The following is a 25,594-nucleotide window of genomic DNA, read 5'->3' as shown; positions in this document are numbered from 1 at the left end:
TTTGCTTCGCCAAAAGAAGTAACCAAGAAAAGGCGACCCCGGAGATTGCGCCCCGCTGCGCGGGGTCCCCGTGCCGTCGATGCCCGGAGCGGGGCGCGGCTAAACTCGCTACGCTGCGCTTCGCTCAAACAGACGCCGCACCTTTTCCCGCTCCGGGCATCGCCGTCACGGCGCAATCAACGGGGTTAAAAGCAACTGCAACTGCAACGACAACTGCAAAGGCAAAGGCAAAGGCAAAGACACTGCACCTGCACCTGCACCTGCACCTGCACCGCAACAGTATCCGGGGTCTCAACAACGCTTCCCGGAAGTCTTGCAAGGGCAGCCCATGATTACCATCAACAGCCTCGACATCAACGCGCTGATCGCATCCTACCTGTGGTGCTTCACCCGCATCATGGGCCTGATCGCGATCGCGCCGCTGTACGGCAACCAGGGCATACCGGCCACGGTCAAGGTACTGCTCGGCGCGCTGCTATCGGCCATCGTCGCGCCTGGCCTGCCGCCGATTGCCTATGCCGATCCGATGTCCTTGTCCGGCATGCTGATCCTCGCGCAGCAATTCCTGATCGGCCTGGCGATGGGCTTCGCGATGCGCTTGATCTTCACCGCGGTGGAGCTGGCCGGCGAACTGGCCAGCATGACCATGGGCCTGGGCTTCGCCAGCTTCTTCGATCCGCAGTCGCAGGGCCGCACCGCAGCCATCAGCTCGCTGCTGTCGCTGTTGACGCTACTGGTGTACCTCGCTTCGAATCTGCATCTGGCGCTGCTGTCGGCACTGGTGGACAGCTTCATCAGCGTGCCAATCACCAGCTCGCCGATTGGCGTCTCCGCCTTTCGTCTCATCGCCGGCTGGGGTGGCCGCATCTTTTCCGCTGGCGTGCAATTGTCGCTGCCGGTGGTTGCCGCGCTCCTGATCGTCAACATGGCACTGGCGGTACTGTCGCGCGCGGCGCCACAGCTCAATCTGTTTGGCGTGGGCTTTCCAGTAACGCTGTCGGTAGGATTGCTGATGCTCGCATTCGCACTACCCTACCTCGCGTTGCCGCTGGATCGCATGTTTGCCGATGGCTTCGGCATGATCCGGCAATTGACCGCAGCACTGCCCAAGACTTGAGGCGGGGCCGCCATGGATTTCGATGCGGTTCATTCCGATTGGAACGCATCCCCGCATCCAAGCACTAAAAGCCGCTCTTTCCCATTACGGCTTCTTTCTGAAGGATTCCATGTCCAATCACATCCCCCGATTGCCAATCGACGTCAACAGCCAACCAGCATTACCGCAAGCGATTCCCAGGACGTCGAAAGGGACTACTCCTTCGATAAGCTTTGCGCGATGCCCATTCCTCCATGTACCGCGAGCGAATATGCAGCCCTCAAGGACAACTTGTTCGTCAACGGCCCTATCGTCTGTTTATCTGATCAGGTCAAGGCAGGTGCGCTGGCGATGGAATTTCTCAGGAATGGCAAGACTACGGTCATGAATGGGCCGTGCAAGCGCTCCCGCCGGCATCAGTCATGGAATCCCTGGTATAAGCCGACACCGTGTCGGCACCGCCTTACAGGTAATTGAACAGCGACAGCCCGGTCACCTTCACGAAGCTTTGCTGAGAAGCCTGCAGCGTGGTCTGCTTCTGCGTGAACTCCGAGATCGCCTTCACATAGTCAACGTCCTGCACCGCCGACAGTTCCTGCGAGTAGTTCAGATCGCGCGCGCTGCCAAAGTCATCGAGATTATCGAGTTCCTTCATGCGCGAGCCCACGGAGGCGCGCGCCGTCAGCACGTTATCCAGCGCATGGTCGATGTTGGAAGTTGCCAGCGACAGGTTCTGTTCCATTGGTGTGGCGCCGCTGGCAACGGACTTGCCGGTCTGCAGCGCGCCAATCAGATCGCTGACGGTTTTGAAGATGCTCTGCGTTGGCTGCGGCTTGACCGTAATGCTGTCACCGTTGGCGGGGGTGCCGGTCGGCGTCAGTTGCAGGCCGTCGAAGGTAATCGGCTGGCCAGCCGCATAGGCGGCGTTCACTAGCGGCGTGCCGGCATGAGCGGGATCGAGCGTTGCGTCAAAGACCGAGTAATTGCCGCCGCTAAACACGATCTCGTAGTTATGGCCGGTCAGCTTGGCAGCGTCGACCACGGCCAGCGATGACACCGTCGCGCCGCCGCTGGCGCTGGTGGTATTGACCCCGGTGGCCGGGATGTTCATGAAAAGCGCGTCGCCGCTGTCGCCCACGGCAATCTGCCGATTCGTGCTGACCTGCAGTGCCTTGTCGCCAGTGTCGCCGACATATTGCGTGGCGCCGCCGCTGCCGGTGAAGGGCTGGCTGCGGTCGCGATAGCCGGCGAACAGGTAGTTGCCGGTGCTGCCCTGGCTGTTGGCCAGGGACACGAGCTGCTCGAGCTGATTCTGCAGAGAAGTGGCGATATCGCGGCGCGAGGCATCGTCGAGCGCGCCGCTACCCGCGGCGATCGCATTGTCGCGGATGTCCTGCAGCAGGCTGGTAACGCTGGTCAGCGAAGTCTCTTCTTCCTGCAGCGCATTGCGCGCGCTGGTGCGGTTGGTCGTCAGCTGCGTGTTCTGGCCCTGCCCCGCGGACAGATCCAGCGCGCGGCCGGCGCCGAGCGGATCGTCGGATGGCGACACGATGCGCTTGCCGGTGGAAAGCTGTTGCTGAATCTTCGACAGATCGGAAGTCAGGTCGCTGATGCGCGAGGTGCCGCTGGAGAAGATCGTGGAGGTGGCGATGCGAAAGCTCATGGGGGTTCTCCGCGCTGGCGCTAGTTGCCGCCCAGCGACATCAATACCTGGAACATGTCGTCGGCGGCCTTCATGACCTTGCCGGCGGCCTGGTAAGCCTGCTGGTACTTCAGAAGATTCGACGCTTCCTCGTCGAGGTTCACGCCCGAGACGCCCTGCTGCGCGGCCAGCGCCGAATCGTATTGCGCATCGGCTGCCGCGCTGGCGGTCTGCACTTCTCTGGCCTTGTTGCCGACCTGGCTCACCAATTGCGAATACGCGCCCTGGAAGCTGACGCCGCCGGTGGTGCTGGTGTTCTGCAGCTTGGCCAGCGCCAGCGCGTTGCGGTTGTCGCCGGTCTTGTCGGCGCCGGTCGGGCCAATAGCGAAGTTGTCGCCCGCGGCCGGATTGCCGCTGATCTGCACCGTCCAGCCGTTGTAGCTGATGTCGCTGCCCGCGGTATAGGTCTGGTTCGCTGCCGGCAGGCCGGGGCCGGTGCCATTGACGGTATAGGTCGTCGGCGAGGTGAAGCTGATCGTCACCGGATTGCGCAGCGTGCCGCTGGGGTCGCCTGACACGGTGCCGGCCGAGATCGTGCCGGTGCCGGTATTGGCGGACGCTGCTGTGACACTGACCGCGCCGGCGGCGGCGAACTTGGCCGGGTCCGAAATCGCAACCGAGATGCCGCCCGCGGCAGAGGCGCCGGCGATCGTCGGCCGGACCAGAAAGCTGTCGCCCGCGGCGAAACTGCCGGTGGAACCGAGGCCGAAGGTCACGCCATCCAGGCTGGTCGGCGATCCGGTGTAAGACTTGTTGTCCGACAGGCGCAGCACGGTCCAGGTCGCCGGTGGGCCACTCGAATCGATCTTCAACTGGTAATCGCTGCCGGTGAGCTGGCTGGGATCGTTGATCGTGGCCGTGGCGGTGGCGGTCTTGTCGGCATTGTGGCTGCTGGCGGTCACCACCGGCTGGGCGACGGTGAAGATGTCGCCGCCGGGCTGGCCATAGGCATCGTTGCCGAGCCGGTTCTGCGCATTGAGCGCGGATCCGACCGTGATGGCGATGCGCCCGAGCGCGTTCTGCGCCGTATCCAGCGTCTGCGCGCGAAAGGCCACGATGCCGCCGAGATTGCCGCCGGTGAGGCTGTTCTCGGCGAGCTGCACCGTCTGGCCATTGCCGCTGGTGTAGGCCACTTCCATGCGCGAGCTGTCGGTGTCCGAAGGGGCGAGCGACAGGTTGTAATTCTTCGCGCCGACAACGATCGGCTGACCGTTGCCGATCATGACGTTGTAGGTATTGCCCTGCTTGACGACGCTGACCTTGATCTCCTGCGCCAGCTGGGCCACCGCCTGGTCGCGCTGGTCGAGCAGATCGTTCGGCGAATTGCCGTTGGCCTCGGCTTTCTCGATGTTGTCGTTCAGCTTGGCAATCTGCTGCGCATAGCCATTGATGTTGGACACGCTGCCCTGCATCGCGCCGTTGATGCCCTGACGCATGTCGGCAAGCTGGGTGTTCATGTCCTGGAAGCGACCGGCCAGGCTGTTGGCCGAAGACAGCGCGGCCTGGCGCGCCGCGGCCGAACCCGGATCAGCGGCCATGCCCTGCATGCTCGAAAAGAAATCCTGCAGCACCGGCGTCAGTCCGCTGGTGGAATCGGCCAGCATGTTGTTGACCTGCGAGATCTGCGCCGAATAGGTATTGCTCTGGCCCTTGCTGATCTGCGCATTCAACACCGCGCTGCTGAGGAACTGGTCATAGACGCGCGCGATGCCGGAGACCTGCGTGCCCTTGCCGACATAGCCGAAACCGGTGTCCTGGCCGACCGCGGCCTGTTGCGTCACCACCTGGCGGGTATAGCCGGCGGTGTTGGCGTTGGCGATGTTGTGGCCGGTCGTGACCAGGCCCGCCTGCGCGGCGTTCAGGGCGCTTTGTCCGACGCTCAGGATGCTGGACATGGATGTGGCTTCCTCGTGTGTGTGATGGTGATTACGGCCGCGCGCGGCGGAACTTTAGGGAAGCGTTGGTTGGGCTCGTAGGTTGGGCTGGCAAGCCCAACGGGAGTCCGCACAAGGGCGAGCTTCATGTCGGGCTTGCCAGCCCAAGCTACCGAAGGAAACTCAACGGGAGTCCGCACGCCATCGACCTTCATGTTGGGCTTGTCAGCCCAACCTACGCATCTCGGCTTCACGCCGACAATGACCCCTTGATGATCCGCGACAGCTTCGCCGCATACTGCGGATCGGTCGCATAGCCGGCGCGCTGCAGTCCCTGCGCAAAGCCGGTGGCGTCGCCGCCGGCGGCAATGACGTTCTGGTAGCGCGGATTGTTCTTCAGCGTGCTGGCGTAATCGCGGAAGGAATCGGCGTAGGAATCGTAGGCGCGAAAGCTTTCCATGCGCTTCTGCGGCACGCCGTGCACATATTCGGTGGTTGCCACCTGCACCGTCTTGCCCTTCCAGCCCGGGCCGGCCTTGATGCCGAACAGGTTGTGGCTGCTGCTGCCGTCGGGATTGCGGATCTCGCGCTTGCCCCAGCCGGTTTCCAGAGCCGCCTGGCCGAGCATGAACTTGGCCGGGATGCCGGTGCTGCGGCTGGCTTCCTCGGCATGCGACATCAGCTTGTCCTGGAACTGCGCCACATGCGCTGGCCGCGGCGGATAAGGCTTGACGCTGTTTGGCGGTAGCGCGGCGGACGCATTGCCCGATGCGGTCTTGCCTGGCGGCGGCGTATCCGACAGCCCGGTCGTGGCCGAGCTTGTGGCTGCGTCAGCCGCATTGCCCGCCGCATTGGCCGCGCCGCCAGCCTTCACCGCATCCGGCGACATGCCGGCATTGTTGGCCAGCTGGCGCATCAGCGCATCCGCCAGGCCCAGGCCGTTGCCGGCGAACTTGTCGCTGATCTTCTGGTCCAGCATCGAGGTGTACATGCGGCTCTGCTGGCTGTCGAAAGGACTGTCCTGAGGCGTCGCGTCGCGCATGCTCTTCAGGACCATGTTCATGAACAGCGCTTCGAACTGATGCGCGGCGGTCTTCAGCGCTTCCGGCGAGTTCTGCTGGGCCGAGCGGCGCAGCGCCGACAGGTCGGCGGTGTCGGTGCTGCCGGCGGAGATGCGGGTGGGATCGATGTTCATGGCGGCACGGGGCTCAGATGATTTCCAGGTCCGCGCGCAGCGAGCCGGCGGCCTTCATTGCCTGCAGAATCGCCAGCAGGTCCTGCGGCGTGGCGCCGATCGCGTTCAGCGCTTTGACCACCTCGGCCAGGGATGCCGAGCGCTTCAACAGCACTACCTTGCCCGGGTCCTTGGTGATTTCGATCTGCGAGTTCTGCACGCCCACGGTCTGGCCGTTGGACAGCGGCGCCGGCTGGCTGACGCTGTTGTTGGTGTTGATCACCACCGACAGATTGCCGTGCGCAACCGCGCAGGTATCCAGCGTCACCGCCTGGTTCATCACCACCGAGCCGGTGCGGGCATTGACGATGACCTTGGCCGCAGTCTGCGCCGGCACCACGTCCAGGCTTTCCAGCGCGCCGAGGAAAGCCACGCGCTCGCTGCTGCCGCCGGGGCTGCGCACGCGGATCACGCGACCGTCCTGGGCCTGCGCGGTGTCTTCACCGAAGCGGCGGTTGATGGCGTCGACCACCTTGCTGGCAGTGGAGAAATCGCTTTCGTTCAATTCCAGCGTGATGCTGTTGTTCGCGCCCAGCGAATTGGCCACGGCGCGTTCCACGGTGGCGCCGCCGGAGATGCGGCCCACCGACAGATGATTGATCTGCGCGCTGCTGCCCGCGGCCGCCGCGCCCACGCCGCCGACCAGCACATTGCCCTGCGCCATGCCGTAGATCTGGCCATCGGCGCCCTTCAGGGGCGTCATCAGCAGCGTGCCGCCGCGCAGGCTCTTCGCATTGCCCATCGAGGACACCGTCACATCCAGGGTCTGGCCCGGCTGCGCGAACGGCGGCAGCGCGGTGGTCACCATCACCGCGGCCACGTTCTTCAATTGCAGCGTATTGGTCGGCGGCAGGTTCACGCCCATGTTCTGCAGCATGCTGATCACGCTTTGCACCGTGAACGGTGTCTGCGTGGTCTGGTCGCCGCTGCCGTCGAGGCCGACAACGAGGCCATAACCGATCAGCTGGTTCTGGCGCACGCCGCCGATGCTGGCCAGATCCTTCAGGCGCTCGGCATGCGCGAGCCCGGCGTTGAGCAGAACGGCGCACAGCAGCGCCCGGAAGAGGAATTTCATAGGCATGGCAAATCTCAGAACGGCAGCACCGACAGGAAGAAGCGGCCGAGCTGCGACACGACTTCGACCGGATCGATGCGGGTATTGGTGCGGTATTCCACGCGCGCGTCGGCGACCTGGGTCGAGGACACCTGGTTGCCGTTGACGATGGTGTCCGGGTTGACCACGCCGGAGAAGCGGATGTACTCCGCGCCCTTGTCGAAGGCCACCTGCTTTTCGCCGGACACCGCGAGGTTCCCGTTCGGCAGCACTTCGTTGACGGTGACGGTGAGCGTGCCGGTGAAGGTATTGCTGGAGCTGGAAGCCGACTTGTCCTCGTACTTGTTGTTGGTGTTGGCGTTCACACCCATGTCGCCGGTCACGGCCGCGCTCAGGCCAAGCAGGTTCTTCACGCCGTAGCTGGCATTGCTGGCCTTGTCGCCGGTGGCGCTGCCGGTCTTGCCCGCGCTGGTTTTCTCGTTGATGACGATGGTTAGCACATCGCCGACCATGCTGGCGCGGCGGTCGCCAAACAGCGGCCGGTAGGAAGCGGCCTGGAAGATCGCGCCATTGGCAACCGGCACCACCGGCGCGGTCTGCGGCCGGGTGCTGGTCGGACGCTGCACGATGGTCTCGGGCACCGAGGTGCAGGCCGACAGCGCCGCAAGCGCTGCGGCGGCGATCAGAACGAGTTGCGCGAGACGGGCGGTATGGCTGGTACGGATGGACATGCTGGCTTCCTGTGTCATCACAGCTGCGTGAGCTTTTGCAGCATCTGGTCCGAAGTGGTGATGGCCTTGCTGTTGATTTCGTAGGCGCGCTGGGTCTGGATCATGTTCACCAGCTCTTCGGCCACATTCACGTTCGAGGTCTCGACATAGCCCTGCGACAGCATGCCGGCGCCGTTGGTGCCGGGCGTGTTGGTGCTCGGATTGCCCGATGCCGTGGTCTCGACATACAGGTTCTCGCCGCGCGACTCCAGGCCGGCCGGATTGATGAAGGTGGCCAATTGCAGGCTGCCGACCTGCACCGGGCTCGCGCTGCCGGGCTGCGTCACCGACACCGTGCCGTCGCGCCCGATGGTCAGGCTTTGCGCATTGGCCGGAATCGTGATCGCCGGCTGCACCACGAAGCCGCTGGAAGTCACCAGCTGTCCCTGGCTGTCGGTCTGGAACGAGCCGTCGCGGGTATAGGCGGTGGTGCCGTCGGGCAGCGTCACCTGAAAGAAGCCCGCGCCCTGGATCGCCACGTCCTTGTCATTGCTGGTCTGCTGCAGATTGCCTTGCGTGTGAATGCGCTCGGTAGCGACGGTGCGCACGCCGGTGCCGATCTGCAGGCCCGACGGCAGCTGCGTCTGCTGCGAGGAATTCGCGCCGGGCTGGCGCAGGTTCTGGTACAGCAGGTCCTCGAACACCGCGCGCGAGCGCTTGAAGCCGCTGGTCGATACGTTCGCCAGGTTGTTGGCGATAGTGTCCATCTGCGTCTGCTGCGCATCCAGGCCAGTCTTAGCGATCCAGAGTGATTTGATCATGGTGAGCGTCGCGGCATCGCCGCCTTGTTCGATTGACGCTCATTTTGACCGGTGTTGCACTCCGGCAAAATGGGGAGCTGATGGGGAATTGCCTGTTACTTCGGGGGATGATGGGCGGCGTGAGGGAAGCGTAGAAGCGTAGGTTGGGCTGACGAAGGAAGCCCAACATGCCCGCGGTCCGCAGGCCGTCGACATTGGCTCGCAGGCTGGGCTGCAAGCCCCACATGCTCTTGACCTGCGGGCGCCCGACGTTGGGCTTGCAGCCCAACCTACGAGCACTACGCATGATGCGCGGATCAGCTCAAGGCGAGCAGCTGGCTGGCCTTGGTCTCGTTGCTCTCGGCGTTCTTCATCAGGTTCATCTGCATTTCGAACTGGCGCGACAGGCTGATCATGTTGACCATGGCATCGGCCGCGTTGACGTTGCTGCCTTCCAGGGCGCCGCCGATCATCACCACGTTGGCGTCGGCATCCACCGCGCTCGCATCCCTGGTGCGGAACAGGCCATCGTCGCCGCGCGCGAGATTGTTTTCCGGCGGATTGACCAACTTGATGCGGCCGAGGATGGTCGGCGGCTGGTTTGCGGCGATGCCGGTAATGGTGCCGTCTTTCGCAATCGACACGGCGGTGTTGGGCGGAATGCTGATTGGGCCGCCGTCACCGAGCACCGCATCGCCGCGCTGGGTCAGCAGCTGGCCGTTCTCGGATAGCTTCAGGCTGCCGTTGCGGGTATAGGCTTCGCTGCCGCTGGCGGTCTGCACCGCGAACCAGCCCTTGCCTTGCACCGCCACATCGAGCGTGCGGCCGGTCTGCTGCACCGAGCCCGGCGTGAAATCGGTGCCGACCGTGGCGTCGACCACGAAGGACTGGGTCGGCAGCGGATTTCCCTGCACCGGCACCGCGCGGAAGGCATCCATCTGCGCGCGGAAGCCGGTGGTGGTGGCGTTGGCGAGGTTGTTGGAGACGTTGGCCTGCTGGTCGAGGATGTGTTTGGCGCCGGTCATGGCGGTGTAGATCATGCGGTCCATACTTTGCTCCCTATCCTGATGTCTTTGATGCCAGGCTGTTCGCCTTGTTGTCGCGGCTCTTGCTGTTGCTGTTGCTGTTGCTGTTGCTGTTGCTGTTGCTGTTGCTGTTGCTGTTGCTGTTGCTGTTGCCTTTAATCCCGTTGATCGCGCCGTGGCGCCGGGCCCTGAAGCGGATAAGGTGCGGCGTCTGTCTGAGCGAAGCGCAGCGTAGCGAGTTTAGCCGCGCCCCGCTTCAGGGTTCGGCGCCACGGGAACCCCGCGCAGCGGGGCGCGATCTCCGGGTCGCCTTTTCTTGGTTACTTCTTTTGGCGAAGCAAAAGAAGTGACCCGGCTGCCGGGCCGGGACCCGGCTAGTTCGCCAAGCAAGATGGCCATATTGGGGCACCGGGCCTCAGCCTCCGAGCAAGCGAGCCTTTCAATCCAAGCCTCAATCACGCGAGGACCAAGGCAAGAGCATGCCCCTTCAACCACATCACTCCGGTGATGCAATACGTCCATCCACTCCTTGACCTAGCCGGGTCTCGCCCCGGCAGGCGAGTCACTTCTTTTGCTTCGCCAAAAGAAGTAACCAAGAAAAGGCGACCCCGGAGATTGCGCCCCGCTGCGCGGGGTCCCCGTGCCGTCGATGCCCGGAGCGGGGCGCGGCTAAACTCGCTACGCTGCGCTTCGCTCAGACAGACGCCGCACCTTTTCCCGCTCCGGGCATCGCCGTCACGGCGCAATCAACGGGGGTTAAAAGCAACGGCAACGGCAACGACAGCGGCAACTGCAACTGCAACTGCAACGACACTACAACAACAACTGCGAATACCTTACCTTGCGGTCAGCAGCTTCGCGTGAAGTGCAAATACCACCAGCCGCTATCGCCACCACCGCGTGGGCTGCGCCCACCCTACGAAACTTGCATGGGCTGCGCATCAACTCGCATGCCCTACCCCTTTGCATGCCCTACCCTTTCATTACCTCAGATTCACCAGCGTCTGCATCACCTGGTCCTGCGTCTTCACAGTCTGCGCATTGGCCTGATACACCCGCTGCGCAGTAATCATGTTCACCAGCTCGGCAGTGAGGTCGACGTTGGAATCCTCTACCGCGGAAGCCTGCAGCTTGCCGAAGGTGCCCGAACCTGGCGTGGCTACCAGCGGCTGGCCGGAGGAAGAGGTCTCGGCCCAGACGTTATTGCCCAGCGGCTGCAGGCCGTTGACGTTGGTGAAGTTGGCCAGCACCACCTGCCCCAGCGTGGCCGACTTGCCATTGCTGTAGCGGCCGGTAATGGTGCCGTCGTCGCCGGTGGTGAAGCCGGTCAGGTGGCCGGCTGCATAACCGTTCTGGGACAGCGAATTGACGGTAAAGGCGGAGCCGTATTGCGTAGTACCGGTGAAATCGATCTGCGGCGAGAAGGCCGCCGCGCCACCGGAAGCCGGGATCGGCGCGGAGAACGGCAGCGTGGCCTTGCTCGCCGCGGTCAGCGCGCCGGTGGTGTCGAAACTCAGCGTGCCGATCTTGCCGCCAGCCGGCGTGGTCACCAGCGGCACATCGTCCGCTACCGCATACACATCCCAGTTGCCGCTGCCGGCATTCACATAGAAGGTCTGCAGCACATGCGAGTTGCCAAGGCTGTCATAGACCGAGACCGAGGTCGCATTGTTGTAGCTGGTCGGGTCGGTCGCCGAAAACGGCGTGGTGGCGGGAATGGCCTGGGTGGAATCGAGATTGAGGGCCTGATTGACCGACTTCGTCACCGCCGGCGGCAGGTCGGCGGTGGAGATCTGCAGCTTCTGCGGCGAGCCGGTGGACAGCACGCCGGCAGCGTTGGCGACATAGCCGGTCAGGTTCGCGCCCTGGGCATTGACGACGTAGCCGTTCTTGTCGAGCTGGAACTGGCCGTTGCGGGCATAGGTCACCGTGCCGTTGCTGTCCATGCGGAAGAAGCCGTTGCCGTTGATGGCGATGTCCAGCGGATTGTCCGAGGCGGTGATGTTGCCCTGATTGAATTCCTGCACCACGTCAGAGATCTTGGTGCCGATGCCGATGTCGGATGCGCCGCCGCCATTGAGCGAGGTCGCATACACATCGGCGAACTGCGCCTGCGCCGCCTTGAAGCCGACGGTGTTGGCATTCGATACGTTGTTGCCGATGACCTCCAGGCTCTTGGAGGCCGCGTTCAATCCGGACAAGCCCTGCTGAAAACTCATGTGTCGCTCCGTTTATCTGTTCGTGTGCCGCGCGTGTGCTGCTCTTGCCGCGATTACAGGATCTGCCGCACGTCGGACATGGCCGCGCTCGATCCGCTGGTGAAGTTGAGCTTGACGCCCGCCGTGCCGGTCGACACGCTGCCCACCGTCGCATACGACAGCGCGGTCGGCGCGATCGATTTGCCAGCGCTGGTGGCAGTCACGGAAAAGCTGTACTGGCCGTCAGCGGCCTTGCCGCCGGCATCGAGCGAGCCGTCCCAGGACAGCGGCACGCTGCCGGCCGCTTGCGCGCCGATGTTCTCGGTGTGCACCACCTTGCCCGAGGCATCCTTGATGTTGACGGTGACCGCGTCGGCGGCCGATGGCAGGTCCACGCCAAACACCGCGCTGCCTTTGGACAGCGTCATGGCGCTGCCCGGCGCGAGCACGCCGCGGCCGATCATGCTGGTAGCGGCCAGCGTCTGGCTGGACTGGTAGCTCGATTGCAGCGAACCCATCGCGGTATTGAGCTTGTCGATGCCGGTGACCGTGGACAGCTGCGCCATCTGGCTGGTGACCGCCGAGTTGTCCATCGGGTTCAGCGGATCCTGGTTCTGCATTTGCGTGACCAGGAGCTTCATGAAGCGGTCCTGGATATCCTGCGCGCTGCTGGTGCTGCCTTTGGTGCTGCCGGTAGTGGCGCTCTTCGGATTCATCGTGGCGGAAAGCGCCGACGAGACCGTGTTGTCGCTGCTGATCGTGGTCATGGCTGGGCTGCGGCTTATGAGCCGATGGTGAGAGTTTTCAGAAGCAGCGTCTTGGCCGCGTTCATGGTTTCGACATTGGTCTGGTAGGAACGGGTGGCCGAGATCATGTTGACCATCTCATCGACCACGTTCACGTTGGGCATGGTCACGTAGCCGTTTGCATCGGCGGACGGATTGCCGGGGCTGTAGACGGTGCGCCCGGGCGAGTTGTCCTCGACCACCTGCTGCACCTTCACGCCGGATGAGGATGGGTCGGTGCCGGCTACGGCTTCGAACACCACCTGCTTGGCCTTGTACGGCTGGCCGTCGGCGCTGGTGACGCTGTCGGCATTGGCCAGGTTGCTGGCCACCACGTTCAGGCGCTGGCCCTGCGCGCTCATGGCCGAGCCGGCGATGTTGAAGATATTGGATAGCGACATGATTACCCCTGGATGGCTGTGAGCATGTTCTTGATCTGCGTATTGATCAGCGTGACGCTGGCTTCATAGCGCACCGCGTTGTCGGTGAAGGCATTGCGCTCGACTTCCATGTCCACCGAGTTGCCGTCCACGCCGCCTTGGGTGCCGGTGCGGTACAGCAGCGGCGCATTGCCGGCGACGAGCGTTCCGGCCGCGCCGGTTGCGATGTGCGCCGGTGCAGTCCGCGCCAGCGCAGGCGCGGGCGTTGCTGCCGCGGCGGCCGGATCGGCGCTGCCGGTGGCCTGTTGCAGCGCACGGGCGAAATCGAAGTCGCGCGCCTTGTAGTTCGGCGTATCGGCGTTGGCGATGTTCGAAGCCAGCACGCCCTGACGCTCGGAGCGCAGTCTCAGGGCCGTCTCGTGAAAGCCAAAGGCCGCATCCAGTTTTCCAGTCATTGCCCGTTCCCCTTTCGGTGGTGGAATTGCATGCTCGACATAGTAGTGATGCAAGGCAATACCCGATCGATCGATAAGGCGGGCAAAATCCTCCCTGTTTGCGGGTTTGGCGGCGGCGCGCGTCCGTAATATGCAGGCTGTTGAAAATCCCCATGCCGCCATGAAGATCCCGTTTCGCCCCGCCCTTGCCCTTGCCGTCGCCTGCTTCTGTGCCAGTCCCATGGCGAGCGCGCAAACCACGGCCCGTCAGGAACATGGCGCGCTGCGCGAGACCATCTCGCGCTTTCTGCAAACACAAGCCGGCGGCATGCCGGGGCAGATTCGTGTTGAAGTCGGCGCTATCGATCCGCGCCTGAATCTGGCCGCCTGCCCGAATCCGGAGGCCTATCTGCCGCCGGGCGGCAAGGCCTGGGGCAAGACCTCGGTCGGCGTGCGTTGCCTGGCTCCCGCCTGGAACATTTATGTATCGGCCAATGTGCACATCGAGGACGATTACCTGGCCGCCGCGGTGCCGCTGGCGCCGGGCCAGACCGTCGGGCCGCAGGACGTGGCCCGGGTGCGCGGCGATTTGACGCTGCTGCCTCCCGGCATACTGACCGACCCCGCGCAGGCAGTCGGCCAGACCGTGACCCGATCGCTGCCCGCGGGCGCTGCGCTGCGCGCCGATGGCTTGCGCGCGAAGGGGGTGGTGACCCAGGGTCAGATGGTGCGCGTGGTTGCTGGTGGCAATGGCTTTCAGGTGACCGGCGAAGGCCGGGCGCTGGCCAATGCCGTCGACGGGCAGACCATCCAGGTACGCACTGCTGGCGGCACGGTGGTTTCCGGCGTGGCGCGCGCCGGCGGTTCGGTCGAGGTGGCATTCTGATTCACGCTTCGAACCCGTTTATTCGGGCGCCGGCATTAAAGTTTTTTCCATACGTGCCGTAAGAGAGGCATCAGCGTGTGTCCGCCGCCCGCACAGACAAGGAATTCGCCATGAAAATCAACGACTCCGGATCGATCAAGAAGCCTGCCACCGCCACGACGGCATCGTCGTCGGGCGCCGCAAAAGGCGCCGACAAAGCCGCCGCAGCAGGCGTGGCTTCGGACAGCGTCAAGCTTTCCAGCCAGGGCCAGGCACTGGCCGCAGGCGCCTCGACCGCCGTCTTCGACGCCAAGAAAGTTGAAGAGATCAAGGCGGCGATCGCCAATGGCAGCTTTCAGGTCGACGCCAGCAAGATCGCCGACGGCCTGATCGATTCGGTCAAGGATTTCATTCCACAAAGACGCAAATAAACCCTCGGACACACCATGCAATCCGCCATTTCCCAGCCGCATATCCAGCTCGCCTCCGAACTCGACGCCGCCCGCGCGCTGCGCGACTGCCTGGTGCAGGAAAGGGAATGCCTGATTCGGGCGGAAATCGCGACGCTCGAGGAATTGGCTACGCGCAAGACTGCGCTGGTCGAGGAAATGAATGCGCTGGCCGCATCGCGCGCCCTGGCGCTTGCGGCGCTGGGCCAGACCGTCAATGCCGCCGGCATGGCAGCCTGGCTCGACACGCAGGCTCAGGGCGAGCGCGACGCCTGGCGCGAATTGCTGGCGCTGGCTGAGGAAGGTCGCGAACTGAACCGGGTCAACGGTCTGCTGATTCATGGCCACATCGGCCGCAATGGCGCGGCGCTGCAGGTCCTGCGTGGCGGCGGCCAGACGGCGGTGTATGGCCGCAACGGGCAGCAGGCGGTGGCAAGTTCCGGGCGGGCTATCGTTGCGGGGTGATGCCTGTAGCATCCGCAGCGGCCGCGAGGTCTAAAAAGTCGAACACCGCCGCATGGCGGTGTTTTGTTTTCAAGGGGCAGCCGTGGACCCTTTTCAGGGCCCATAGCAGCCTCTAGAGCTTGCCGGCGTCGGCCCGGCGCCTGGCGATAAGCGCATGCCGCTCGCCGCGGTCGACGTTGCGCTGCGCCAGGTCGCTTCTGCGCTCGGCGCGCTGTGCATGCACTTCGGCGCGATCACGGCGCAATTCGCGTCGTTCGGCATGCGTCTCGCGCGCCTCGTGTTCGCGCGCCGCTTCGAGCCGCTCGGCGCGCCGCACGTTGCCGTGCGCAAGCGCCGCATCTTCGGCGCGCTGGTCGCGGTGCGCAGCGGCCACGTCGGCGCGCAAGGCGGCGCGGTCATGACCGATGTCGCGCTGCTCGGCGCGGATCGTCGCGGTGTCGCGCCGGATATCGCGGTTCTCAGCGCGAATCTCGCGCGTCTCCTGGCGGATAGCGGCATGGTCAGCGGACAGCGTGCCCGGAACGGTGGATTGGGCGAACGCGCCGGCGCTCAGCAGGGCCAGGGTGGCAGCAAGAATGGACTTGTTCATTCGGAGTTCTCCTCATTGTTGATCGACCAAACGGTGCGTGGTCTATGCCGATAACGCGAGCCAGCACGCGCCGCTGACCGGCGATGTAGTAACAAGAGTAAGCAGTTGTTGCGATGATCGAAACACTATTCGTGTCATCGCACATCGAGGCTGCGGCGTTCAACCCGCATGCGCATTGCACAAGGAGACATGATGAGAAGCCGCCTGCCCCGTCCCGCCGCGTTCGCGCTCATCGCCGGCCTGTTCACCGGTTCCGCTGCCGCCGCCCCGCCATCCGATGCGCCGCTGCCGGAAGCCGCCTTCCTGAACCGCATCACCTGGGGCGTGAATGATGCAAGCTGGCGCGAAGCCAGGCAGGATGGCCTGGAGCGCTACCTGGAGCGGCAGTTGCATCCGGGCGACGACGCTCTGCCCAATGCGGTTGCCGCGCGCATCGCCCAGATGCGCATCAGCCGCGAAGCGCTGCCGGAAATGCTGTTCGCGCTGGAGGACAGGCGCAAACGCATCGCCACGCTGCCGGACGCGGAAAAGGAAGCGGAACACAAGGCGCTGCAGGCTGAGCTCGCCAACCTGGGCCGTGAAGCCGCTTCGCGCTCGCTGCTGCGCGACATCTACTCGAAAAACCAGTTGCGCGAGCAGATGACCTGGTTCTGGATGAACCACTTCCACGTATTCGCCGGCAAGGCCGATTTGCGCGCGCTGATCGGCGACTTTGAGGACAGCGCGATCCGGCCGCATGCGCTGGGCCGGTTCCGCGATCTGCTCGCCGCCACGGTGTTCCACCCGGCGATGCTGCGCTACCTGGATAACGAGCGCAATGCGGCAGGCCACGTCAACGAGAATTACGCGCGCGAACTGATGGAACTGCATACCCTCGGCGTGGACGGCGGCTATGCGCAGCAGGATGTGCAGGAACTGGCGCGCATTCTGACCGGCCTGGGCGTGGCCAGAAGCGCCGAATTGCCGCGTGCGGCGCGCAAGCACGACGGCGATTACGTTCGCCGCGGCCTGTTCGAATTCCAGCCCGCGCGGCACGACTACGGCGACAAGCGCCTCCTCGGCCAGACCATCCGCGGCGCCGGGCTGGCCGAAGTGCAGGCGGCCATCGACCACCTGGCTGCCGACCCGGCGACCGCGCGCCATGTGAGTGCAAAGCTTGCCCGCTACTTCCTCGGCGCGGAGCCGTCGCCGGCGCTGCAAACCGCCCTGGCCGAACGCTACTCCAGCAGAGACGGCGACATTGCCGCGGTGCTCGGCGCCTTGTTCCACAGCGCCGAATTCCGCGCTTCGCTCGCGCATGGCTACAAGGACCCTGTGCATTACGTAGTGTCGGCGATGCGGCTGCTGCACGAGGACACGCCGATCACGGAAGCGCAACCGCTTCTCGGTGCGTTGCAGCGTCTGGGTGAAGCGCCGTATGGCTGGCAATCGCCGGAAGGCTATGCGCTGGATGCGGACTCGTGGAGCAGCCCGGCGCAGATGGGCGCGCGCTTTGAGGTCGCGCGCATGATGGCCGCACGCAACCCGCGCCTCTTCGGCGACGGTGGCGATCAGGCTACGCCGCCGCACATCGCGCCGGCGCTGTATCGCGAAGTCATCGATGCCAGCCTCGGCCCGGCCACGCGCCAGGCGCTGGCGCGCGCCGCATCAAGCCATGAGCGCCTCACTTTCCTGCTGTCTTCCCCCGAATTCATGCAGCGCTGAAGGAGACTTCCATGCAACGCCGCACCCTGTTGACCTCGCTCGCCGCCGCCGCGCTCTCATCCACTGCGGCCCGCCTGTTTGCCGCGCCCGCGGCGCCCGGGCGCTTTCTGCTGGTGTTTCTGCGCGGCGGCTATGATGCGGCCAGCCTGCTGGTGCCGACCGCCAGCGACTTCTATTACGAAGTGCGGCCGAACATCGCGATCCCGCGCCCGCGTCCCGATGCGGCTTCCGCCATCGCGCTCAACGCCGACTGGGGCCTGCACCCTTCCCTCGTCGCCAGCATCGCGCCGCTGTGGCACGCAGGCCAGGCCGCCTTCATTCCATTCGCCGGCACTGACGATGCATCGCGCAGCCATTTCGAAACACAGGACAGCATCGAGCGCGGCCTTGGCGATGCGCGCGCCACCGGCTCCGGCTTCATGAACCGGCTCGCCGCGCTGCTGCAGGGCGTGCCCGCCATCGCCTTCACCGAGCAGCTGCCGCTGTGCCTGCGCGGCCCGGCGCAGGTGCCCAACCTCGCGCTGCGCGACGCCGGCCGGCACGGCATCGATGCGCGCCAGAGCGAGCTGATTGCATCGATGTATGGCGATAGCCCGCTCTCGGGCAGGGTGCGCGAAGCCTTTGCGCTGCGCGCCGAGCTGGAGCGCGATGCCGCCGGCGAGATGGAGCGAGCCGGCCGCAGTGCCATCAGCAGCCGTGGCTTCGAAGCGCAGGCGCGCCAGGTCGCCCGGCTCATGCGCGATCGGTACCGCCTCGGCTTCATCGATGTCGGCGGCTGGGATACCCACGTGGCGCAGGGCGCGACGAGCGGCGCGCTGGCATCGCGCCTTGACGAGCTGGGCCGGGGACTGGCGGCAATCGCCGAAGAATTGGGAAGCGCCTGGCGCGATACCGTGGTGATGGTCGTCAGCGAGTTCGGCCGCACGCTGCGCGAGAACGGCAACCGCGGCACCGACCATGGACACGGCACGGTGTACTGGGTGCTCGGCGGCAGCGTGCGCGGCGGCCGCATCGCCGGCGAGCAGGCTCGCGTGGATGCCGTCTCGCTGTTCCAGGATCGCGATTACCCGGTGCTCAATGAATACCGCGCGGTGCTGGGCGAACTGTTTAGCCGGATGTATGGCTTGAATGCGGCGCAGATCGAGCGGGTGTTTCCGGGGGCGCGCAGGGGGCGGTTGGGATTGGTGTGACGGACGCGGGCTTTGCCTGGCCACCTGCGCATCGATGCGGACGGAATGGTAGTGACGAACTGCTCACTCACCGTCAAATCCGCAACAGGCACTGAACAGGCGCTGAACAGGCACTGGCAAGCCAGGGGCAGGCCAGCGTCGCACGCTGAGGCGTGGCCCCGCGCAGGGTTCACGGCTGCGCGAGGCGCCCCCTCAGAGAATCACGCAGCCAGCGCAACACTTGTTCGCTGGCGCGCGCTGCAGCGTCAGGTCGCCGACCTCGGCATCCACCCAATCCCGCTCATCGATGACCTCCAGCGGCGTGATGCCTTCGTTATCGGCATGATGCACATCGGCGCCGTGCTCGATGAGCAGCCGAGCGCATTTGTCACTACCGCTTTCACCTGCGTACTGCAATGGCGTCCTGCCGTGCCTGTCGACGGCATCGACCTTCGCTTTCGCGTCCAGCAAGGCAGCGACGATTTCGTGATGACCGGCGCTGGCGGCCCTGTGCAGCGCGGTTCGTCCTTCTTTCCCCGCCCGATGGACATCCGCCTTGCGCTCCAGCAGAAGCTCGACAATGTCGAGACTGCCCTTATCGGCGGCGATACTCAGCGGCGCGTCGAGCGCGGCGTCCTTTTCCTCGACAAAGGCGCCCTTGTTCAGCAATTGCTTCACCAGGTCGACTCTTCCCTTCTGGATCGCCATTGCCAGGGCGGTGGTGCCGTCCTCGGATTTCTCATTCACGTTCTTCATCAGCTTGAGTAGATTCCAGATACGGACATCCCGCCCTTCGGCGATCGTCGTCAGCAGGATCGCATGACCACCGGACTGCTTCGCGTTGCGCAAACGGCTCAACAGCTTACGCCCGGCGACTTCCAGTCCGGCATCAAGCGCCATCTCCAGGGCGCAACAACCCTGCGCATCCCGTTGTTGCAGTTGCTCGGGCGTGGCGCTGTCCATCAGCGTGAGCGCGGCAGTCTCATGTCCGTTGGAGATGGCGACCATCAGCGGGGTACGCGCGTCCTCAGGACGCGGCCTGTGCAAGTCGATGGACTTCTGTTTGACAAGCCGCTTCAGTTCAAGGATGTCGCCGCGTTCGGCGGCATCAAATAGTTGAGCGAACGGGCTAGCATTTGCATGCTGAGGCGCTCTGGTGCGCGGGGGGCGGGAAATGCTGGATGTGCTGGATGTGCTGGATGTGCTGGATGTGCTGGACGTGCTGGACGTGCTGGACGTGCTGGACGTGCTGGACGTGCTGAGGGTGCTAGACGAGCTAGCATCACGCGAGCTGGGCGCTGGCGCTACGGTTCTGAAAGCCACTTGCGGGATTTCCCTCAGGCGGATCAATTCCGCAAGATCCGGCAGCGCCGGCGTGGGGCGCTTGGGTCGAGGGGGCGGTGTGGCGCCGGCCAGCCTGGGCGCCGCTGTCGGCGAGGCAATTGAAGACGCCGGCATGCTGCCCAGCACGAGCAAGGGCGCACCGCTTCGGATTTGGACCGACGTGGTCTGTCGCCCGGTTTCAAGCGGATTCTGAGTGGATACGGAGGATGATGCGCTGTATTGGAATTGCGCATTCGTTGGGTCAAACATGTCATTCCTTTCTTTCCGAGATTCAAGTCAGGTGGTGCAAAACTTGGCAACATTCCAATTCAATGGTGCTAAAAGCGTGAGCGAAACTTCGGGCGTCCTGCTGAACAGTGCCGCCGTATTCGCGCCGCCGATCCATCTCGGCGCCGGCAACATGTTGCACGCTTCGCTGCCTTTCCCTGTGCTGCGGATTCCTGTTGGGTCCGCCTGGTGCCCTGCCCCGCAAATTCTTTGAAAAAGAAAAGTTGCGACCTCGTGGCAACGCAAGGAGAAAAGCACAGCAAGGGTGGTCTGCCTGCAATCATTTTCGACGCGTGCATTCGTCCATCCTTGCCGCGATTCTTATCATCTTTCAATCAATGAAGTTGCGGGACAGGACACTGGCAGTTTCTTGCATTAGATTCGATCCATTGGCGCTTGGGCATTCGCAAAGGCAGTCATTAAAAATACGCGAAAGAACTCAAGCTTTGCAGCGCCTTTCTGGCTGGCTTCTGCTTAGCCCCAGGTGATGTGAAACGTTTTCGTCTTTCTACGTACTTGCGGCCAGACACTACACAATCGCGCAGCGGGGTTTGCAACACCTACCGCGGGCGCGATAGTCGCGCAGTAGTCTGCCAACCTCTTCCTCACCCTGGTGTTCGTCGTGGATATCGAGCGCGGTATAGCCGGTGGCGTCGGCATGATTGACATCCGCCTCGTGTTCGAGCAACAGTCGCGCGCAATCGGAACGATTTTTCTCCACCGCATACTGCAGGGGTGTCCTGCCCTGCTTATCGACCGCATCGACGCTGGCGCCGGCATCGATCAGCGCCTTGACTGCGCTGGCATGGCCTGCGATGGCGGCCATGTGCAAGGGAGTGTGGTCCTCGATGTCGGCCAGGTCGACCCGAGCTTGGGCCTCGACAAGTATCGTGATGATGTCCGCATTGCCACAGGAAGCCGCGGCATAGAGCGGCGTGGCGCCGGCGTTGTCCTGAAGGTTTGGATCGGCCCCATGCTGCAGCAGTCTCTGCACCGCCAGTTGATGCCCGCCCCAGGCCGCAAATTGCAACGGCGTGTTGCCATCCTTGTTCTGGCGATCGACATTCGCGCCGCGCGTGCATAGCAGGGCCACGATATCGCCGAAGCCAAAGCGTGCGGCGAAGGAAAGCGGACAATTGCGCTCGCGATCCTGTTCATTGACGAAAGCGCCCTTGTCAAGAAGTTCCGCTGACAACTTCATCATTCCATTCTGGATCGCCATTTCCAGCGCCGTGGTGCGATCGGCCGAGCGCTCATTCACGTTCCGCACACACTTCATCAATTTCGAGATACGAATCTCCATGCGCTCGGCAATCGCAGCCACCAGCGGCGTATAGCCCTTTGGGTGACTGATTCCCGGGGCAGCCTTGTACACGATGTCCGCAAGCAGAACGGTGCCGTGATCCAGCGCCAGGTCGAGCGCGGATGCGCCGCTTTCATCGCGATGCATCAGTTGTTCAGGCTTTGCGTGTGCGGTCAGCAACTGCACCATCTCGACATGGCCCGCGATCACCGCGACCATCAATGGTGTTCGCATATCGTCAACCCGCGGAATGTGCAGATTGATCGAGCCCGTTTCGATCAACTTCTTTATCCCGTCAACATCATTGGATGCGGCATAGCTAAACAAAAGATCCAATGTCCCCAAGGGGATTCTTTCTTTCAGCTTTTCCGCCTTCCTTTGCGACCTTTCGCTCTGCTTGAGCTTTCCCGCCTCATAAAGCGTATCGACGAAATCCGGCGCTGGATTGACATACCCTGGGGCAGTGAAGGGAACTGATGTCCCCGCGCGATTGGCGGGATTGAGCAGACTCGTATCACTTGTGCTGCTTGCGATTCTTGGCGGCAGAGGCTTGCGCGTAGCAGTTAAATCTGATTCATCAGAGCTGGAACTAGAGTAAGTGTCATTGAGCGAGACGTCGTTTATGGTGGCATCCACGAGCTGCAGCCCTTTCCAAGAATGGAAGACAATGCCGCCTCGCTGTTCCGGAGGCGTGTAGGCGCAATTGAGTCACTTCAGGAAACAATTAGTTCGGGCCGCGCGCAACCTTCCGTTGTGCATGAATACGCCATTCGGGACTTCGCATGGGTTTGAAGCGTGGACAGAGCAGCTCGCCTTCAGCACGAGAACGCTTTACTGACTTAGTGATACGAACTCGGTACTTTCGAATTCCTCGCACGCAGCGAAACGTTCCCCTGATAGACCAATTTTCATGGCCACTTCCAAAATACCTTTGTGTCTAAACACCTTGTCGAATTCGACAGCGGTCGACGCTCTTTTCCAGGACGCGAACGCACCGCTGCGAGTCACGCGCGATGAAAGCACACAGATGCTCTACATACGGGTTCGTACCTGGCGCCAATTCGCGAGCGAGACGCTCAATGCACTCACCCACGGGTTGTTGGGTAAATCCCGAAAACAGGCGGAGGCAGAGGCGCTGCAGGCTTTGAACAAAGTGTTCAGCTCTGTCGAACAAATCAGACAATCCAGGGAGCCATTGCTTCGCACCCTGAAAGGCCGTCTGCAACTCGGCATACTCGGCGTTTCGCCGGATCGCGCTGCTGCGGATGTCATTCCGCCTGGCGTCAGCTGCCGTCATGCATGTCCCGCGAGCATCCTCGCGGATGCATACATGGTCGATGAGTCCGCCTCGCGCTTTGCTCATGAGCATGGCGCACTGCTGGGGAAATATGTAGTCACCGAAAAGGACTTCAGGGAATGCGAACAACTCACGGTCAATGGCAGGCGTGAGCGGCTTTCCTACATGAGCACGGATCCCAAGGTCGTAATCCGCTATTACGAAGCCGCCTACCTGCGACAGCTCAGAGTATGCAAGATGCAGATGGATAAGGCAGTCGCAAACGGCGTCTCGACCATCGTCCTTGAGCCGCAACCGGATCCAGGTCTGCGGGATCGTACGGCCGGTCGCGAGAAGCGGATCAGCGAGGAAAACGCAATCGGTCTGGTGCGGGCAATGCGCATTTTCGAGGAGGAATGCCGAAAAGCGGGCAAGCCGATCGGCATCGTCGCGGCATGCCGCGACCGCCTGGACTTCGAAGAAGTCTCGCGCAGGGTCAACGCCCTTCCCTCGACACTTTGGTGCTATTGACGCGCATGCAAGACTGCATCCTGTACGAAGCGCGCCGCGCCGCTCAATGAATCGCCGTGCCGGATAGCGTCGTGCCTGCCACGGTGCTCAGGGCCTGCCTTCCGCCTTCGCATCCTCCGGCAGATTCGACATCACCATCAGCTGCACCCTTCGATTGCGCATGCGCCCTTCCGGCGTGTCGTTCGACGCGATTGGCCGCGTGTCGCCATGACCGATGGCCACCAGGCGCTGCGGTGCGATGCCGCTGTCAACAAAGAGCCGTACCACGCTGCCGGCGCGCACCGCTGACAATTCCCAGTTCGAGGCATACAGCGCATTGGCGATCGGCGCATTGTCGGTATGTCCTTCGACCTGGATCGCATGGCCGTCATTGCGCAGCACCGCTGCCACCGCGAACAATGCATTCACCGCCTGCGGCGACAGCCGCGCCTCGCCGGGCTGGAACAGCATGCTGGCATTGATCTCGACGGTGATGCCGCGCTGGCCCTGCGTCACGCGCACCATGCCGCGCTCGGCCAGCGGATTCAAAGCCGTCAGCAGGTCGCGCGCCATGCTGCTCATCTGCTCGCGCTCGCGCCGCACGGCGTTCTCATTGACGCGACTGCGATAAGGCATCGTGCGCGGCAGCAGCGGCAGCTCGGGCACGATCGAGTCGCGCGGCAGTTCATTGATCACCGGCAGCTTGCCGAAGGCGCTGCCGATGGCGCCCGACACTGCCTGCGTCTTGCGTTCATTGATGGTCGAGCCGGCATACATCACCACAAAGAAGGCGAACAGCAGCGTGATGAAGTCGGCGTAGGAAATCACCCAGCGCTCACGGCTGTCATGGTCGTCGTTATCTTCACCGCGTCTTCTGCGCCGCATCGTTCCGCTCCCCGTTTCCTATGCCGCCCAGGCCGCCATGCGGCTTTCGATCATGCGCGGATTCTCGCCGGCAGCCAGCGCGGCCAGCGCTTCGGTCAGCACTTCGCGGCGCGAGGCTTCACGCGCGATGCGCGCCTTCAGCCTTCCGGCGATCGGCAGGAACACCAGGTTGGCCAGGCCCACGCCATAAATCGTGGCGACGAAAGCCACGGCGATGCCCGCGCCGAGCTTGCCCGGCTCCGACAGGTTTTCCATCACATGGATCAGTCCCAACACTGCGCCGAGGATGCCCACCGTCGGCGCATAACCGCCGGCCGCTTCCCATACCTTCACCGCGGCGCGCTCGCGGTCTTCCCAGACATTGATGTCCTGCTCGAGCATGGTGCGCAGCCGGTCGGCGTCGATGCCGTCGACGATCAAACGCAAACCCTTGCTGGTGAACGCATCCGGCTCCTTGTCGCACAGCCGCTCCAGGCTCAGCAAGCCTTCGCGCCGCGCGATGCTGCTCCAGAACACGAAGGCGCGCGACAGCCGCGCATGGTCGTCGGGCGGCTCGCGAAACACGCTCTTGGCCATGGCCAGCGCGCGCAGGCAGGCCGGCAGGCCCGCCTGCAGCAGCACCGCGCCAACCGTGCCCAGCGCCACGATCAGCAATGCGGCCGGCTGCAACAGCGAGCCGGGGTTGCCGCCTTCGATCCACTGGCCAATCAGCACGCCGCCGATGGCCAGCACGATGCCGATCAGGCTACCCCAGTCCATGCCTGCTCCCGCAGTCGTGCGCGCATGCGGCCGATGGCCTGGCTATGCAGTTGGCAGACCCGCGATTCCGATACGCCCATCACCGCGCCGATTTCCTTCAGATTCATTTCCTGCTCGTAGTACAGGCTCATCAGGATCTTTTCCCTTTCCGGCAGCGCATCGATGGCCTCGATTACCGCTTCGCGAAAGCCGGTGTTCATCAGCGCCTGCAGCGGATCGTCGGACTGGTCGCTGCAATAGCGGTCGAGGAAGTGTTCGCCGTTGCTGTCGTCGTCGTGGAAGTCTTCGTAATAGATCAGCTGATGGCCGCCGGACTCGGACAGCAGCTCCTGATAATCCGCCAGCGACAGCTTCATGTGCGCGGCGATCTCGCTCTCGGCTGGCGGGCGACCGAGCTTTTGCTGCACCTCGGTCATCGCCACCTCGATCTTGCGCATGGTCTGCCGCATGTTGCGCGGCATCCAGTCGCTGCTGCGCAATTCATCGAGCATGGCGCCGCGTATGCGCTGCACCGCATAGGTCTCGAACTGCGCGCCATGGTTGTCTTCATAGCGGCTGACCGCGTCCAGCAGGCCGATCATGCCGGCCTGGATCAGGTCATCGACATCGACGCTGGAAGGCAGCTTGGCGCGCATCATGTGCGCCAGCTTCTTCACCAGCGGCGCATGCTGCGCCAGAAGCTGGTTGCGATCGGTCTTTCCTTGAATCGTGTACATG

29 protein-coding genes are annotated in these 25,594 nt (G+C 63.6%); 12 read left to right on the top strand and 17 right to left on the bottom strand.

Annotation, left to right across the window (positions count from 1 at the left end; translation table 11 throughout):
- The 3 genes from JJB74_RS33345 to JJB74_RS20625 all read left to right on the top strand — a co-directional run.
- Positions 1-332: hypothetical protein (locus JJB74_RS33345; RefSeq protein WP_234484404.1), on the top strand; the 332-nt coding region annotated here is incomplete at its 5' end.
- On the top strand, positions 329-1,117 hold the full coding sequence (fliR, locus tag JJB74_RS20630) for a flagellar biosynthetic protein FliR (RefSeq protein WP_200594996.1): 789 nt from the start codon (positions 329-331) through the stop codon (positions 1,115-1,117). The genes JJB74_RS33345 and fliR, both read left to right, overlap by 4 nt.
- 12 nt (positions 1,118-1,129) lie before the next feature.
- Positions 1,130-1,573: a hypothetical protein gene (locus tag JJB74_RS20625; RefSeq protein WP_200594995.1), complete on the top strand. Its 444-nt coding sequence runs from the start codon at positions 1,130-1,132 to the stop codon at positions 1,571-1,573.
- Here JJB74_RS20625 and flgL read toward each other — a convergent pair.
- The 7 genes from flgL to flgF form a co-directional block, all read right to left on the bottom strand.
- Positions 1,560-2,759, bottom strand: coding sequence for a flagellar hook-associated protein FlgL (gene flgL, locus JJB74_RS20620; RefSeq protein ID WP_200594993.1), 1,200 nt, complete (start codon positions 2,757-2,759; stop codon positions 1,560-1,562). The two genes, JJB74_RS20625 and flgL, sit on opposite strands and share 14 nt — an antisense overlap.
- A gap of 20 nt (positions 2,760-2,779) precedes the next feature.
- A complete protein-coding gene (gene flgK, locus JJB74_RS20615; RefSeq protein ID WP_200594991.1) occupies positions 2,780-4,693 on the bottom strand; it encodes a flagellar hook-associated protein FlgK in 1,914 nt (637 codons plus the stop codon).
- 229 nt (positions 4,694-4,922) lie between these two features.
- On the bottom strand, positions 4,923-5,867 hold the full coding sequence (flgJ, locus tag JJB74_RS20610; RefSeq protein WP_200594990.1) for a flagellar assembly peptidoglycan hydrolase FlgJ: 945 nt from the start codon (positions 5,865-5,867) through the stop codon (positions 4,923-4,925).
- Positions 5,868-5,880: 13 nt separating this feature from the next.
- Positions 5,881-6,987: a flagellar basal body P-ring protein FlgI gene (locus JJB74_RS20605; RefSeq protein WP_407672391.1), complete on the bottom strand. Its 1,107-nt coding sequence runs from the start codon at positions 6,985-6,987 to the stop codon at positions 5,881-5,883.
- A gap of 8 nt (positions 6,988-6,995) precedes the next feature.
- Positions 6,996-7,691, bottom strand: a complete 696-nt coding sequence (locus JJB74_RS20600) for a flagellar basal body L-ring protein FlgH (protein ID WP_200594989.1) — start codon at positions 7,689-7,691, stop codon at positions 6,996-6,998.
- Between the two features lie 17 nt (positions 7,692-7,708).
- Complete coding sequence (gene flgG, locus JJB74_RS20595; protein WP_200594987.1) at positions 7,709-8,491, bottom strand: flagellar basal-body rod protein FlgG; 783 nt, start codon at positions 8,489-8,491, stop codon at positions 7,709-7,711.
- A gap of 296 nt (positions 8,492-8,787) precedes the next feature.
- Complete coding sequence (gene flgF / locus JJB74_RS20590) at positions 8,788-9,519, bottom strand: flagellar basal-body rod protein FlgF (RefSeq protein ID WP_200594985.1); 732 nt, start codon at positions 9,517-9,519, stop codon at positions 8,788-8,790.
- Positions 9,520-9,563: 44 nt separating this feature from the next.
- Here flgF and JJB74_RS20585 point away from each other — a divergent pair, with 44 nt between their 5' ends.
- The gene (locus tag JJB74_RS20585) at positions 9,564-9,845 is read left to right on the top strand and encodes a hypothetical protein (protein ID WP_200594983.1); all 282 of its coding nucleotides are present in this window, start codon (positions 9,564-9,566) and stop codon (positions 9,843-9,845) included.
- 633 nt (positions 9,846-10,478) lie between these two features.
- Here the strand turns inward: JJB74_RS20585 and flgE are convergent.
- The 4 genes from flgE to flgB are packed head-to-tail and all read right to left on the bottom strand — an operon-like array spanning position 10,479 to position 13,313.
- Entirely contained in the window at positions 10,479-11,714 is a 1,236-nt protein-coding gene (gene flgE / locus JJB74_RS20580; RefSeq protein WP_200594981.1) for a flagellar hook protein FlgE, read from the bottom strand.
- A 53-nt stretch (positions 11,715-11,767) separates the two neighbouring features.
- Positions 11,768-12,460 carry a flagellar hook assembly protein FlgD gene (flgD, locus tag JJB74_RS20575; protein ID WP_200594979.1) on the bottom strand — a complete coding sequence of 231 codons (693 nt, stop codon included), beginning with the start codon at positions 12,458-12,460 and terminating at the stop codon, positions 11,768-11,770.
- 14 nt (positions 12,461-12,474) lie between these two features.
- Complete coding sequence (flgC, locus tag JJB74_RS20570; RefSeq protein ID WP_200594977.1) at positions 12,475-12,879, bottom strand: flagellar basal body rod protein FlgC; 405 nt, start codon at positions 12,877-12,879, stop codon at positions 12,475-12,477.
- A 2-nt stretch (positions 12,880-12,881) separates the two neighbouring features.
- Positions 12,882-13,313 (bottom strand): flagellar basal body rod protein FlgB, encoded by a 432-nt coding sequence (flgB, locus tag JJB74_RS20565; protein WP_200594975.1) that lies wholly within the window; start codon positions 13,311-13,313, stop codon positions 12,882-12,884.
- 220 nt (positions 13,314-13,533) lie between these two features.
- Here flgB and flgA point away from each other — a divergent pair, with 220 nt between their 5' ends.
- The 3 genes from flgA (at position 13,534) to JJB74_RS20550 (ending at position 15,071) form a co-directional block, all read left to right on the top strand.
- Positions 13,534-14,178: a flagellar basal body P-ring formation chaperone FlgA gene (gene flgA, locus JJB74_RS20560; RefSeq protein ID WP_234484401.1), complete on the top strand. Its 645-nt coding sequence runs from the start codon at positions 13,534-13,536 to the stop codon at positions 14,176-14,178.
- Positions 14,179-14,288: 110 nt separating this feature from the next.
- On the top strand, positions 14,289-14,588 hold the full coding sequence (gene flgM, locus JJB74_RS20555; protein ID WP_200594972.1) for a flagellar biosynthesis anti-sigma factor FlgM: 300 nt from the start codon (positions 14,289-14,291) through the stop codon (positions 14,586-14,588).
- Positions 14,589-14,603: 15 nt separating this feature from the next.
- Positions 14,604-15,071 carry a flagella synthesis protein FlgN gene (locus JJB74_RS20550; protein WP_200594970.1) on the top strand — a complete coding sequence of 156 codons (468 nt, stop codon included), beginning with the start codon at positions 14,604-14,606 and terminating at the stop codon, positions 15,069-15,071.
- Positions 15,072-15,183: 112 nt separating this feature from the next.
- Here the strand turns inward: JJB74_RS20550 and JJB74_RS20545 are convergent, their stop codons facing one another.
- Positions 15,184-15,660 (bottom strand): hypothetical protein, encoded by a 477-nt coding sequence (locus tag JJB74_RS20545; protein WP_200594968.1) that lies wholly within the window; start codon positions 15,658-15,660, stop codon positions 15,184-15,186.
- Between the two features lie 189 nt (positions 15,661-15,849).
- Here JJB74_RS20545 and JJB74_RS20540 point away from each other — a divergent pair, with 189 nt between their 5' ends.
- On the top strand, positions 15,850-17,364 hold the full coding sequence (locus JJB74_RS20540) for a DUF1800 domain-containing protein (RefSeq protein WP_200594967.1): 1,515 nt from the start codon (positions 15,850-15,852) through the stop codon (positions 17,362-17,364).
- Positions 17,365-17,375: 11 nt separating this feature from the next.
- On the top strand, positions 17,376-18,554 hold the full coding sequence (locus JJB74_RS20535) for a DUF1501 domain-containing protein (RefSeq protein ID WP_200594966.1): 1,179 nt from the start codon (positions 17,376-17,378) through the stop codon (positions 18,552-18,554).
- Positions 18,555-18,746: 192 nt separating this feature from the next.
- Here JJB74_RS20535 and JJB74_RS20530 read toward each other — a convergent pair whose 3' ends face one another.
- Positions 18,747-19,709, bottom strand: a complete 963-nt coding sequence (locus JJB74_RS20530; RefSeq protein ID WP_325170147.1) for an ankyrin repeat domain-containing protein — start codon at positions 19,707-19,709, stop codon at positions 18,747-18,749.
- On the opposite strand from JJB74_RS20530, the gene JJB74_RS20525 reads away from it, so the two are divergent.
- Positions 19,690-20,070 carry a hypothetical protein gene (locus tag JJB74_RS20525; protein WP_200594962.1) on the top strand — a complete coding sequence of 127 codons (381 nt, stop codon included), beginning with the start codon at positions 19,690-19,692 and terminating at the stop codon, positions 20,068-20,070. The two genes, JJB74_RS20530 and JJB74_RS20525, sit on opposite strands and share 20 nt — an antisense overlap.
- Positions 20,071-20,358: a hypothetical protein gene (locus tag JJB74_RS20520; RefSeq protein WP_200594961.1), complete on the top strand. Its 288-nt coding sequence runs from the start codon at positions 20,071-20,073 to the stop codon at positions 20,356-20,358.
- Between the two features lie 315 nt (positions 20,359-20,673).
- Here the strand turns inward: JJB74_RS20520 and JJB74_RS20515 are convergent, their stop codons facing one another.
- Entirely contained in the window at positions 20,674-22,083 is a 1,410-nt protein-coding gene (locus tag JJB74_RS20515; protein ID WP_200594959.1) for an ankyrin repeat domain-containing protein, read from the bottom strand.
- Between the two features lie 274 nt (positions 22,084-22,357).
- Between JJB74_RS20515 and JJB74_RS20510 the strand changes: the two genes are divergently transcribed.
- Positions 22,358-23,254 carry a hypothetical protein gene (locus JJB74_RS20510; protein WP_200594958.1) on the top strand — a complete coding sequence of 299 codons (897 nt, stop codon included), beginning with the start codon at positions 22,358-22,360 and terminating at the stop codon, positions 23,252-23,254.
- Between the two features lie 87 nt (positions 23,255-23,341).
- Here JJB74_RS20510 and motD read toward each other — a convergent pair whose 3' ends face one another.
- Genes motD through JJB74_RS20495 form a run of 3 tightly spaced genes read right to left on the bottom strand, consistent with a single transcriptional unit; the run spans position 23,342 to position 25,593 of the window.
- Complete coding sequence (gene motD / locus JJB74_RS20505; RefSeq protein ID WP_200594956.1) at positions 23,342-24,118, bottom strand: flagellar motor protein MotD; 777 nt, start codon at positions 24,116-24,118, stop codon at positions 23,342-23,344.
- A gap of 18 nt (positions 24,119-24,136) precedes the next feature.
- Positions 24,137-24,877, bottom strand: coding sequence for a flagellar motor protein (locus JJB74_RS20500; protein WP_200594955.1), 741 nt, complete (start codon positions 24,875-24,877; stop codon positions 24,137-24,139).
- Positions 24,859-25,593 carry an RNA polymerase sigma factor FliA gene (locus tag JJB74_RS20495; protein ID WP_200594953.1) on the bottom strand — a complete coding sequence of 245 codons (735 nt, stop codon included), beginning with the start codon at positions 25,591-25,593 and terminating at the stop codon, positions 24,859-24,861. Before JJB74_RS20495 ends, JJB74_RS20500 begins: the two co-directional genes overlap by 19 nt.
- Position 25,594 lies beyond the last annotated feature (1 nt).

The sequence above is a fragment of the Noviherbaspirillum pedocola genome (assembly GCF_016632335.1).
Classification (GTDB): Bacteria; Pseudomonadota; Gammaproteobacteria; order Burkholderiales; family Burkholderiaceae_D; genus Noviherbaspirillum_A; species Noviherbaspirillum_A pedocola.
Note: the sequence above shows the minus strand (reverse complement) of the source record. Positions and strands in the feature narration are given on the sequence as shown.